Source organism: Propionibacterium acidifaciens DSM 21887, assembly GCF_000426605.1.
Lineage (GTDB): Bacteria > Actinomycetota > Actinomycetes > Propionibacteriales > Propionibacteriaceae > Propionibacterium > Propionibacterium acidifaciens.
The window spans coordinates 77,534-89,911 of the sequence record NZ_AUFR01000010.1 but is presented as its reverse complement, the minus strand read 5'-3'; the positions used below and the strand labels follow the sequence as shown (position 1 = coordinate 89,911).

Genomic DNA, 12,378 nt, shown 5'->3' with positions numbered 1-12,378 from the left:
GAGCTCGGCCTGGGTGCGGTTACGTCGGTGATAGACGAGGGTGAGTCTGATTTCCTGTTCGGTGGTCAGCGCCCGGGGCCTGCCTGTTCTCTGCGGGGGACGAGGGTGGGTCTCGATGAGGATCGTGCACAAGGCTGCCATTGCGGCCGCGGAGAAACCTGTTGTATGATACACGTGAGGACCTGTTTTGAGATTTTCGGCCTTCGGCCATTGGTTGCTTTATTGTCTCAGGGCAGGTCCTCATTGTCTGTTCCGACACGCCCGGGAGCGGGAATCACCGAAGATTCAAATCAGGAGTTTTGCATAACCCTCAAGATCCGCAGTTCCAAACCGATGGCGAGACCGTTCAATGGCAGTGGATGATCTCACCACAAGCAAGGATGATATCAGTCATAGACTTCCAAGCAAAATTAAATCACAGCTTCCCCCGGAAACATTCAGGGTCATGTGGTCTTCAGGCTCCACTGGGCTAAGTAAACCCATCGTATGGCGCCAAGACACGCTCGCTGCAGAGCGTCTCCGCTGGAATACACATGTTGGTTTTACCCACGAAGACGTGTTTCTCTGTCTTCACACCTTGGATGTGGCGCATGCAACAGATCTACATCTCTTTTCATCTGTTGCAGCTGGTGCTCATCTTATCTTACTACCCGAGAGCGGTGATAGTAATCAGTTCGTAGATTTAGTAGATAAATATTCTGTAACCGCCTTAGGTGCTCTGCCAACGCATTATAGGGAGATTATAAATAGAACCCGCGAGGGAGATTCTACGCCACAGCGACTCGCAACTATCAGATGCGCAATGTCGGGCGGTTCGATGACAACTGATCAGCTACTCAGCGATGCTTACTCGGTACTCGGTCTCGAGCTTCGAGAAATATATGGTTCAACGGAATTTGGTCTCGCGATGATATCCCCGCCTGCTGCTGGAGGACAGCGTCAAGATCTTTTCCCAGTATCAGGCGTCGGTGTAAGCTTACGTGATAATAAGAATCCTGGAGAGCTTGAGCTTGATTCGATTCTTACTGCCGATGAATACTGGCGCAGAGAAGCAGATTCTCACTACACTTTTGGACCGGGAGTATTTCGAGCTGGTGATCTCGCTCTTCAGTCAAATTCAGGAGGTTACCAGATTCTCGGACGTGCGTCAGATTACTTCATTAATAGTGAAGGAAATCCTATCAATCTTTTCTCAATTGATGAATACCTCAGGAAACGGTACTCGACGACAGAAGTGCTCAGCATCCAAGAGAAAATAACTGGAACAGACCAATTCTCTGTCATGACATACATTGGCGCTAACGCCCCTGATGAAGCAACAGTCAAGAAAATTTTGCTTACCGAAGGATTGCCCGAGGAGTCAATAGTCAAACGTATTGCTAGAATACCTCGCACCCCAGTTGGGAAATATGACAAAGGAGCTCTTATCGCTCTCCGCAGATTTGAAGCTCCGTATGGCCCCCTCCGATTCGAGTATGGGGCCCCCAGTGATCAGAACCGCGTCGTCGTCATGATCCCTGGTCTCGGATTCGGAGCCGGGATATTCAGACAGTTAGCCAAAGAACTATCTAATGCAACAGATGTATACGTCCTTGATCTGCCGGGGCATGGTAAATATACACAGCTCAACGATTACACACTAAGCAATTATGTTGCGACTGTTCTTGATTTTTTACGCACAGTCAAGTCCGATGATATCACACTGTTAGGTTGGTCGCTCGGTGCGACAGCAGTCTGGAAAATTATTCATGAAAACACAATCAGCGATATTGATTTGCCGATTTCAAGGGCTGTAATCATAGAGCAATCACCTCGTTTAACTCTCGAGATGAACTGGCCTCATGGTGCTTTTGGGCAACTCACTAGCGATTTGGTAATTGATATTAGCAATACAATAAAAAATGATTTTCCCAGATTCATCAACAACCTCGCTGTACGATCATCAGCTCCTTTTGAGAAAGAGGTACTTGACAGTAAGGAGTACGAGATCGGCATGGTGTGCCAGAAAGCGCTGCAAATACTATGGGAAGAAGCGGCGCAGGTCGATCAACGAAAAGCTATAATTAGTGATAATATACCAACGCTTCTTCTCTTTGGTGAAGCCTCGCAAGTATACCCAACCGATATCGGAAATTGGCTTCACTCACATCTTTCTAGAAGCAGCTATATCAAGCTTAGAGGAATGGGGCATATCCCATTTCTTGAAGATCCTCGACATTCAGCTGATCAAATCCTCAAGTTTATTTCTGACTAAAACCAGATAGAGGAAATTGTAAATGAAACGCATTATTTGGATCTATCCGGATAGAGCAACAACTCAGCAAAGGGTTACCGAATCAAATATCTGGGATGTTTATATTGACATCGCCCGCGAGCAAGGCTTTGAAATGAGTCTTTGCGCTCCAGAAGACATTACTTTCACGCGGGCAAAAAGCTCGGGAAAACCTGACGTCCTGGTGCAAGGTCAAATCGTGACACCTGATAATACCGTGTTCGTCACCTCTGTATGGTCGCTTGCGCATCAAATGGGTGACGTAGCAAATGAATTGTTTCTCTATCGGATTTTACAAAAACTCGGATTTTACTTACCAATCGACCCTGATGTTTCGATGTTGACGACCGATAAATACGCAACATATCTCGAATTCATCAATTCTCCGATCCCACCAATCCCCACGTATCGGATCGGAACCGGTAGGAACAGCGCAAACAAGAAATATCAGAGAGCGCTCTCTGATCTAGAGTTTCCCATAATTATCAAACCCGCCTATTGGGGGATGGGAGTGGGAGTATCCCGGGCGGCGAACCTAGATGAATTTCACGGTCTCGTCGGACTTGCGGGTGGGTCGAACACAGCATTAGTGTGCCAACCCGATCTTGGTTCCGGCACTGAGGACTTCCGGGTTTACATGATTTCTGGTAGACCGCACAGCACTATCAGAAGAAGCCCGCATGGGACGGCTCTGACTGCTAATGTGACCAGCGGCGGCTCGATGGAATTTATTGACCTGCCCGAGGACCTAATCTCAACTATTGAGTATGTTCACAAGCGAATCAACCTCGAGTATTATTCGATCGATTTTCTTCGCGCCAATGATAAATTCTGGCTCTCGGAACTCGAACCTGATGCAGCGATCGGATTTCCAAGCTCAAAAGCTATGCGAGTGCAACAGCATGAAGCCATCAGTGCCCGCTTTGCGGCATATCAACGTCAGCATAATAGTATTAGGAGGGCTATTCAAAACTAACTCGTCATCAAGAGAAAACCCTAGTCAGAGTTGGGTTCGACAAGGGTTTTGATAATCCCCCAGAAATTTGAACAAGTTATCTTAAATTAGAAATAATAGGGTGTCAAAACAACTATGAACAATCAATCGGAAATTCCGGTGATTGGCGAACTTACCCGTGCTGAATTATATGAGACAGCATGTAACATTCCCACGCTCGCCACCATAGTTCCAAATGGTGGATATGAAGAACTCTCCGAGTATCCAATCACCGGTGACGTAGATATTGCAGCAACAACGCACGCCCGAGCAGAGGCCCAAGGAGCTATACTCATGTCTTCCGGCGGCACCACAGGGGCTCCGAAGTTATCGTGGTTACCTTACGATCTCGGATTAGAACGACAATGCCAAGAATGGAATCCACTCGATGCGTCATCCGTCTTACTCAACCTCTTCAACCCAGGACGCCTATGGGGCTCGCACTACTACATGCAAGAGCTCGCACGCATCTCTCGTTCAGTCGTTCTACCCACTGGACCGTTTGAGCAATCCGAGATTCCTAACTGGATCGAAATTTTCCTACGTGCTGGAGTTAACACACTGGCCGGAAACCCCACAACCTTGGCTGATTTCGCAGAATCATGCCTTGTTCATAAACTAAATCTACCAATCACGAAGATCATCTGGATGGCAGAACCCTGGACTCCTCAAAAATTGGAATCGATCGCCATGGCATTCCCTGAAACTTCACTATGGGGTAACTATGGCGCTGTCGAAACCTGGGTAATGGGAACAAGTACCCCAAAATGCACGCCGAATGTTCTCCACCTCCTGCCTGAGCACATAGTAGAATGCCATGATAGTGGGGCACTGATCAGCCGCAAGTCAAATGGTTGGGCTATCCCCTTACTGCGCTATAACTTAGGTGATCGGGTTGTGCCATCGCAATGTAAGTGTGGACGTGGTCGTGCTATTCGCGTACTAGGTCGCATTGGAGATACTGTAAGTCTCCGGAGTGCGATCTTCCGTGCTGAAGAAATCCTCGAGATTGTTCGTTCGGTATCAGGGGTCTCTGATGCGCAAATCGTACTTTCAGGAAAAACTGAAAAGAATACCTCCGCTAGCTCAATAACGATCTGCTTCACAACATTTTATGAATCACGGCATGCCCAACTGCTCGGAGAAACTGTACGACGGCAACTCGTCACAAGTTTCGTTCATATGGCATCTATTTTGACTAAGTACCCAGATGCGCTCCATGTCAAATGCGTCGATAACTTGATCAGAGTTGATAGGACAAATAAGACACCCATGATCATACACAGGTAGCTAAATCGGCTATGTTTACAGTGCTATGCGGTTGATAGCGAAACTTGGGAGGGTGGAGAAATGGAGAAAATAGCAGAGGGTGCCCGGGCGCCACAGATAAGCCCTCGACAGTGGACTGGTCTGTGTTCCCTGGCGGGAGGATATTTCATTGCCCTCCTTGACCTGACCATCATCAATCTCGCGGTTCCCTCGTTGACAAGGGATCTGGGGGCAACAACCGCCCAGGTCTTCTGGACGGTGAACAGCTACGGCCTCATTCTCGCCCTTACGATCATCCCATCAGGACGACTGGGCGATCGCTTCGACCACCGTCGCATGTTCCTGTCCGGAACGATCATCCTCGCGGCGGCGAGCGTCCTGTGCGGTGTCTCGGCCTCTGCCACCATGCTCATTGCTGGTCGGTTCCTTCAGGGGCTTGGCGCAGGCATACTGGTGCCACAGACTCTGACGCTCATCGGCCTGACATTCCCCGAGGAAGCCCGCGGCCGCGCGGTCGGTATCTGGGGATCGATCGCTGGAACAGCGTCAATCATCGGACCGCTCATCGGTGGAGTCCTCATCGATCGGCTCAGCTGGCGCGGGGTCTTCTTCATCACTATTCCGATCGCTGTCCTCGCCGTGGCCCTGGGGCTCAGGGGCCTTCCGCGAGGGGGGAGTCGGACAGTCAGGTTCGATCTCGGGGGGACCCTGCTCGCAGCCCTGGCCCTCGTCGCGCTCCTCTACAGTTGTCTGCAAGGCCCTCACGCGGGCTGGGAGCCGTTTGCCTTCCGTTCGCGGTGCTCTCCATGCTTGCATTCCTGGTGTATGAACGTCATGTCGACTCCGACCGTGCAGTGTTCCCACGCTCCCTTCGGCAGAATCCTCGGTTCACCACCGCTGCGTTGTTCGGGCTGGTCTCTGCGCTCGGCGTCTTCGCCCTGACGTTCCTGGTCTCGAACTACGTCCAGTCGGTGGCAGGACAGCCTGCGTTCTGGGCGGGAGCAGTCCTCGCCCCAGCCTCAATAGCGTCCGTCGTCACAGCCCCCATCGCCGGCCGCCGGGTTGACTCGGGGCGGGCACGTCGTGTGCTGCAGATCGGTTTCGGGGCCTCTGCGGCAGGCACTGCCTTGTGCGCACTCATCGCGGTCACGGATACATCGTGGCTGTGGTTCCTGGCGACCACCACGGTCTTCGGGATCGGGAACGGCTATCTGATCTCTCCCCTCACGACGGTGGGAATGTCATTTCTCCGCACCGAGGACTTCAGCCCGGCATCCTCCTTGCTCAACGTGCTCCGCCAGACCGGTCCAGTGGTCGGCGGAGCAGTCGTTGGGCTCTTGGTCCAAGTTCTTGCTGTCACTCCGACCGCCTCCGACCCACTGGGGCTCTCCGGAACGGTCGTCGCGGCAGTGCTGATCTTCCCCCTCGCGCTGTTCACCATCGGTTTCGTCGTGTACTCCCTCGCACCGAGGAGGTTCATCGATGCGAGGGACTGAGCTCTCCTGCCAAGGGCTTTCCCGGCAATCCCTGGAAACCACCGGACAGACGACGACACGATGACGCGACGGGCATGCCCGGGGGCCGTCACGGCTGCGCCCCTGGAGGGCTCGGTGGGGGCTCACCGTCCCCGGTGGATTATTCAGAAGCCTGTTCACATGGCTGGCATGAAACGATCTTGTTTCATGACGGCTATACCACGATCTCTGGCATGTTGAGCAGTCATTTCGAATGTCCAAAAGCGATCTCGCTGCCCGTCTGATCTTCCACTGCCGGCGTGAAGCAATCGAGGCCCACCTCACGATCGTGTTCACCGTGCTCGCGATCGCCCGAGACCTCCAAGCCAGCACCGGCTGGAGCATCAAAAAGATCATCCAAACCCTCGAACCACTCCGACACGTCACCATCAGCGGCCACCAGATCGAAGCCGAACCCACCATCAGCACCGAGGCAGCCGAACTCCTCAACGCTCTAGGGCGCCAAACCTGTGCAACTCAGGACTGATTCAGGCCCCTTGTTGAACCCGCCCTGACCCAAGTGATTGCCTCGACGGCGCGTCAACCGTGAACGACTTCTCCTGTGGTTGGCGTCATCGCGTGTCCGGGGATTCCTTGGTCAATCCGGACAGCTCGGTGATCTGCGCCGAGAGCTCGGCGACCTGCCGCTGCAGGTCGGCTACCTGCGCCTGGGTGGCCGCCTCCTCCTCGGCGCTCTCCAGGGCCATCGTGCTGACGATCCACGACGCGAGTGTCGCGGTGATGACACCGATGAGCGCGACACCGCCGATCATGAGCAGTGCCGCGATCGTGCGTCCGATCGCGGTGACCGGGGCGAGATCGCCGTAGCCGACCGTCGTGATGGTCACGAGCGCCCACCACAGCGCGTTCGGGAACGTCGTGATCGAGGCGCCCGGGGCGCTCCGCTCGGCGTCCAGGACGGCCAACGAGGCGATGAACGTGATCAGTGCCGCCCCGCCCGCCGCATAGATCATGATGCGACCCCGCAGGGCGAGGCCCGCGTTGCGCTGGAGCACCCTGACGAGCGCCACCACGCGCAGCAGGCGCAGCGGCCGCAGCAGGGGCAGTGCCACGGCTGCGAGGTCGAACAGGTGCCCGAGGAACCAGCGTCCTCGGGCCGGCGCGAGGACGAGACGGACGAGGTAGTCCACGACGAAGGCCGCCCAGATGATGTTCATCGTAGTCTCGGTGATCATGCGCGGCGCGCCCTGCAGGGCGGCGATCGTCTCCCACGCGTACGCCACGAGGAAGACCAGGGCGGCGGCGATCAGCGGCCACTCGGTGAGGCGTTCCCATGCGCGCAGACGATCCGCGCGGACATCGCTCCTGGCCATGACTGGATCATAGGTGCGCTGCCGCGGGGCGGGTGCGCGGCTGCGGGAGCGCTCCGGGATGTTCCATGCGATCCGTCAGGGGAGCCGGGAGGCGGCGTCCCGGGCGACGCGATCGGGCGGGGCGTCGTGGCGGTGGCCGACCGGGGCCGGTGCCCGATCGGCAGTTCCTCGACACCCTTTTCACCGGCAAGAGGGCTCAGCGGTTCTCCGTGCTGGCAGATGCTCGGCGAGACGGCCCGGGCGCCCAACCCGCATTCGACCGTCGAGGCGCTGCGCGATCGGCTGGTGGAGGAGGCCGAGATGGTGGCCAGGGACGTCGGGTCTGCGCGTCCGTGTTCCCGCCGACATCAAGGGCCGGCTTTGCCCAGAGCCAGGTTTGTTGGCCCCCTTTCACCGGCTCCCACCTCACTTTCTTGCTGACACCCGGGTTATGTCCGAGGTGGGAGCACAAATGTGAGGTGGGAACGGGATCGGGGCGATCGGTGTGCCGAGTAAGGGAGACCGCGACCCCTACCCGACCACCGACGCGCCGACAGACCACCAACCCGGCCTGCACCCCCGTCTGGGAAGGGCCCGAAAACCTCAGCCCCCGTCGATCTCGCCGGCGGTGCGCTTGGGGTGGATCGGCCAGTCATCCGGGTAGAGGGGGGCGAGCCGCTCCTTCTCCTCGTCGAGGCGGCGGCGCGAGCGCTTCGAGAGGCGGTCGCCGAAGACGGTGCCGTGCAGGTGATCGGTCTCGTGCTGCAGGCAGCGGGCCAGCAGGCCGGTTCCCTCGATGCGCACCGGCTCGCCGTTCTCGTCCCGACCCTCGCAGACCGCGAAGTCTGGGCGGGCGAGCTGCTGGTAGGCGCCCGGCCATGACAGGCAGCCCTCCTGCTCGCTCACGAGGCGGCGATCCTTGCCCTCGGGGAGCGTGACGACCGGGTTGCAGACGATGCCGTGGACCAGACGCCCGTCGGCGTCGGGGCAGTTGAAGACGAAGATCGACAGGTCCGAGTCGACCTGCGGCGCGGCGAGGCCGACCCCGTCGGCGGCGGCCATCGTCCGGAACATGTCGGCGACCAGCTGGTGCAGGTCGTCACCGAACTCCGAGACCGGGCGGGTCGGGGAGCTCATCACCGGCTCGTCCCAGCGGGTGATCCGAAGCAGCTTGCCGGTGGTGGCCCACTCTGCCGGGCTTCTCATCTGTTCCTCCTGCTCGATGCCGTCGCGCACCGGAGGTCCCACGGTGCCGCACTGGTCAAACTTATACTCGCGTCCGTGAGCAGTCCGGCGGCCGGCCAGCATCCGTGGGGCGCCGTCGTGGCGCGCTACGGCGATCACCTGACGTTCCAGCGCGGCTGCTCCCCGCACACCGTCCGCGCCTACCTGGGCGACATCGGCGAGCTGTTCGACTTCCTCGCCGCGCGCGGCCGCACCGATCTGGCCGAGGTGGGGCTGGCCGATCTGAGGCGCTGGCTCGCCGCCCAGCAGGACGACGGCGCGGCGGCCGCCACCCTGGCCCGCCGTGCCGGGGCGGCCCGCGGCTTCTTCGCCTGGGCGAAGGACAACCGGATCGTGCCCGTCGACGTCGCCGGCGGGCTCAGATCGCCCAAGGTCGGGCGTGCGCTGCCGCGGACCATCACCAGGAACGACGCCCGGGAGCTCCTCGACGCGGCCGCCGCCGCGGCGGCCGAGGCCGAGGGCCCCCGAGGCGCCCGCGACGTGGCGATCCTCGAGGTGCTCTACGGCTCCGGCATCCGCGTGAGCGAGCTGTGCGGGCTCGACATCGGCGACATCGACGCGGCCACCGGTACCGTCCGGGTGCTCGGCAAGGGCGGCAAGGAGCGGGTCGTGCCGCTCGGCGTCCCGGCGCTGAGGGCCGTGGACGCCTGGCTGGCGCAGCGCCCCCAGTGGGCGAGGCCCGCCTCGGGGCACGCGATCTTCCTCGGCGTGCGCGGCGGGCGCATCGATCCGGCCGTCGTGCGCCGCGTCGTGCACACCGCCCTGCGCGCCGTCCCGCAGGCCCCCGACGTCGGCCCGCACGGGCTGCGCCACGCCATGGCCACCCACCTCCTCGAAGGCGGGGCCGATCTGCGCAGTGTGCAGGAGATCCTCGGGCACGCCTCGCTGGCGACCACGCAGATCTACACCCACATCAGCGACGAGCGGCTCCGGGCCGTCTACAGACAGGCGCACCCACGGGCCTGAGAACAGCCGCAGAAGCCGCTGGCCCCGGGCCCGCACCGTGGAGGGAGCACCTGGCGGGTGGCGGCTGTGGCGCCGCCGTGCTGCAGACCCCCGGGCCCGCAACAGCGCGGAGGCGCACCCGAGGGCCCGAGAGCGGCCGGGGAGCACGCGTCGGCGGCAACGCACGCCCGACCGTTCCCGCTCAGGGCGGCCCCCTGCGGGATTCCTCCCGGCGGACCCGCCCCGGAGGCCGACTGGGAGGTTGGGGCCGTGCCCCGTCGGAGCTCCCTGCCGGGCCGGGCCCCGGTTCTTCCGGCACGCCCGGTCACGGCAGGTACGGGGCGGGGTTGACGGCCGAGCCGTCCAGGTAGACGGAGAAGTGCAGATGGCAGCCGGTGGACAGGCCGGTCGTGCCGACGTAGGCGATGACCTGGCCCGCTTCGACGTGATCGCCCACGTGCACCAGCCCGACGCTCTCGTCGGCGAGATGGTTGTACGAGCTGGAGCGGTGCCGGCCCTCCATCTCGCCGTGGTCGACCTCGACCCGGTTGCCGAAACCGCTCATCGGCGCGGCGTAGCTGACCGTGCCCGCCCATGCCGCCCGCACCGGTGAACCGCACGAGGCGCCGATGTCGAGGCCGTCGTGGAGCTCGCTCGTGCCCAGGATCGGGTTGATCCGGTTCGAGAACGGGGAGGTGACCGGCCCGTCGGCGGGCCAGCCCGGTGCCTTGCCGCCGGCGTCGGCCGCCGCCCTGCGCAGACGCTCCACCCACCATGCCGGCAGCACGTCGTGGAGCGCGGCGTCGGCCGGCAGCAGGCTGACGTCGCCACCGCTCCCGCCGCCGTTGATCCAGGCCAGCGGATCGAGGTACTCGTCGCCGCGCTTGAGGCCGAGGTGCAGGCAGGCCTGCCCGGGGCAGTGACCCGCCAGCAGCGTGCCGATCTGCTGGCCCGCCATCACGTGGTCGCCCTGCGCGACGGTGGCGGCCACCGGCTGGTAGGTGGTGCGCAGGCCGCCCTCGTGCGTGACGGTGAGCATCCGGACGCCGTTGATCGTGCCGACGAAGGTGACCGTGCCGTCGGCCGCCGCATGGACGACGTCGTCGACGATGCCCCCCAGGTCGACGCCGCGGTGCCCTGCCCGCCACTTCTTCGCCGGAGGGTCGTAGCCGCGCAGCACCGGGCCGTCGACCGGGATCACGTGGACGCCGTCCGCCCACCCCGCGGTGGGTCCGACCGCGAGCAGCAGGACGACGCACAGCAGCACAGCGGCGCCGCGCGCCGGTCCTCCGGGACGCCGGCGGAGACCGGCCCTGACCCTCGCGATGGGGCGGTGGGACGGCGGGCCCGACCGGGCCGGCCGCCCCGTGTGCGTGCTGGGTGTGCTCGTCATGCCCGGAGTGTGTGCGGGGCGGACCCGTTCCTCTCGCGCGAGTCCGATTGTGGACAACATCCGGTGCCGGGCCATGGCGCGATCCCGGGCGATCATCCCGGCGCCGGGTGCGGAGCCGCGGTCAGCCGCGCCGGCTCCGACGTCGTCGGAGACCGCTCCCGGCCCGGGCGCCCCGGCCGCCCCGCGCCGCCCGGGGCGAGGCCGCCGTGCGCCTGCGCCCCGGCCGTGACCGGCAGGCCGCCCCGCGCTACCCGGGATGAGGCCCTGCCCGCTCCGACGCCGGAGGCGCCCCTCACCGGGACGCCTCCGGCCCCTCGGGCGACTCCGGTCGGGCCCGCCACCCGATTTCCCCCGTCGGACCCCGCCACGTAGACTGTCCGGCGCAGTCCGCACGGGCGGGCTGACTTCGCATGCGCGGGAACGGCCGTCCGACGGCCGCGGTCCCCGGCGTGGTCCTCGGGCGGCGAGCCCGGGGCGCCGGGGCGGGCGCATCAGGGGAGGCGGGCACACCGCGTCCGACAACCACGAAAGGAGACGGCAATGGCCGTCGTCACGACCAAGCAGCTGCTCGAGAGCGGCGTCCACTTCGGGCACCAGACCCGTCGCTGGAACCCGAAGATGAAGCGCTTCATCTTCAACGAGCGCAACGGCATCTACATCATCGACCTGCGCCAGTCCCTGACCTACATCGATCAGGCCTACGCCTTCGTCAAGCAGACCGTCGCGAGGGGCGGCCAGATCCTCTTCGTCGGCACCAAGAAGCAGGCCCAGGAGTCGGTCGAGGAGCAGGCCCTGCGCGTCGGCATGCCCTTCGTCAACCAGCGCTGGCTCGGCGGCATGCTCACCAACTTCCAGACCATCAGCAAGCGCATCGCCCGCCTCAAGGAGCTCGAGGCCATGGACCTCGAGACCGTTCAGCCCGGCGGCTTCACGAAGAAGGAGCTCCTCGGCTTCTCCCGCGAGAAGGAGAAACTGGCCAAGTCCCTCGGCGGCATCCGCGACATGGGCAGGATCCCCCAGGCCGTGTGGGTCGTCGACACGAAGAAGGAGCACCTGGCCATCGACGAGGCCCGCAAGCTGCACATCCCCGTCGTCGCCATCCTCGACACCAACTGCGACCCCGACGAGGTCGACCACCCGATCCCGGGCAACGACGACGCCATCCGCTCCGTCTCCCTGCTCACGCGCATCATCGCCGACGCCTGCGCCGAGGGCCTGCTGGCCAGGTCCGACGCCCAGGCCCAGGACGGGGCCCCCGCCGAGCCGATGGCCGAGTGGGAGAAGGAGCTCCTCGAGTCCGGCGACACGGCCGAGCGGACCGAGCAGGTCGACCCCGAGGCGGGGCGCCTGAACGCCGAGGTCGCCGACGCGGCCCCTGCCACCGGGGAGCCCGGGGCCGCCGAGGCCCCCCGGGCAGAGTGAACGAGAACTGC

General features: G+C 61.7%; 9 protein-coding genes and 2 pseudogenes. 8 read left to right on the top strand and 3 right to left on the bottom strand.

Annotation, left to right across the window (positions count from 1 at the left end):
* The first annotated feature begins 355 nt into the window (after nucleotides 1-355).
* The 6 genes and pseudogenes from K336_RS18450 to K336_RS0105260 all read left to right on the top strand — a co-directional run.
* Complete coding sequence (locus K336_RS18450) at nucleotides 356-2,254, top strand: alpha/beta fold hydrolase (protein ID WP_211223452.1); 1,899 nt, start codon at nucleotides 356-358, stop codon at nucleotides 2,252-2,254.
* 22 nt (nucleotides 2,255-2,276) lie between these two features.
* Entirely contained in the window at nucleotides 2,277-3,248 is a 972-nt protein-coding gene (locus K336_RS17565) for an ATP-grasp domain-containing protein (protein WP_081660607.1), read from the top strand.
* 114 nt (nucleotides 3,249-3,362) lie between these two features.
* Nucleotides 3,363-4,556 (top strand): phenylacetate--CoA ligase family protein, encoded by a 1,194-nt coding sequence (locus tag K336_RS18445; protein ID WP_155944993.1) that lies wholly within the window; start codon nucleotides 3,363-3,365, stop codon nucleotides 4,554-4,556.
* Nucleotides 4,557-4,616: 60 nt separating this feature from the next.
* Nucleotides 4,617-5,213, top strand: a pseudogene (locus K336_RS20120) (MFS transporter); the annotation flags it as partial.
* Nucleotides 5,214-5,341: 128 nt separating this feature from the next.
* Nucleotides 5,342-6,031 (top strand): MFS transporter, encoded by a 690-nt coding sequence (locus tag K336_RS20115; RefSeq protein WP_233418723.1) that lies wholly within the window; start codon nucleotides 5,342-5,344, stop codon nucleotides 6,029-6,031.
* A gap of 196 nt (nucleotides 6,032-6,227) precedes the next feature.
* Nucleotides 6,228-6,536 (top strand): annotated as a pseudogene (locus tag K336_RS0105260) (IS1634 family transposase); the annotation flags it as partial.
* An 85-nt stretch (nucleotides 6,537-6,621) separates the two neighbouring features.
* Here K336_RS0105260 and K336_RS0105255 read toward each other — a convergent pair.
* Both K336_RS0105255 and def read right to left on the bottom strand, forming a co-directional pair.
* Nucleotides 6,622-7,383: a potassium channel family protein gene (locus K336_RS0105255; protein ID WP_028706475.1), complete on the bottom strand. Its 762-nt coding sequence runs from the start codon at nucleotides 7,381-7,383 to the stop codon at nucleotides 6,622-6,624.
* A gap of 582 nt (nucleotides 7,384-7,965) precedes the next feature.
* The gene (gene def / locus K336_RS0105250; protein WP_028706474.1) at nucleotides 7,966-8,568 is read right to left on the bottom strand and encodes a peptide deformylase; all 603 of its coding nucleotides are present in this window, start codon (nucleotides 8,566-8,568) and stop codon (nucleotides 7,966-7,968) included.
* A 75-nt stretch (nucleotides 8,569-8,643) separates the two neighbouring features.
* Here def and K336_RS0105245 point away from each other — a divergent pair, with 75 nt between their 5' ends.
* Entirely contained in the window at nucleotides 8,644-9,573 is a 930-nt protein-coding gene (locus K336_RS0105245) for a tyrosine recombinase XerC (protein ID WP_051245429.1), read from the top strand.
* Nucleotides 9,574-9,877: 304 nt separating this feature from the next.
* Here K336_RS0105245 and K336_RS18950 read toward each other — a convergent pair whose 3' ends face one another.
* Nucleotides 9,878-10,945, bottom strand: coding sequence for a peptidoglycan DD-metalloendopeptidase family protein (locus K336_RS18950; RefSeq protein ID WP_162142566.1), 1,068 nt, complete (start codon nucleotides 10,943-10,945; stop codon nucleotides 9,878-9,880).
* Nucleotides 10,946-11,485: 540 nt separating this feature from the next.
* Here K336_RS18950 and rpsB point away from each other — a divergent pair.
* Nucleotides 11,486-12,367: a 30S ribosomal protein S2 gene (rpsB, locus tag K336_RS0105230; protein ID WP_021796210.1), complete on the top strand. Its 882-nt coding sequence runs from the start codon at nucleotides 11,486-11,488 to the stop codon at nucleotides 12,365-12,367.
* Nucleotides 12,368-12,378: the final 11 nt, after the last annotated feature.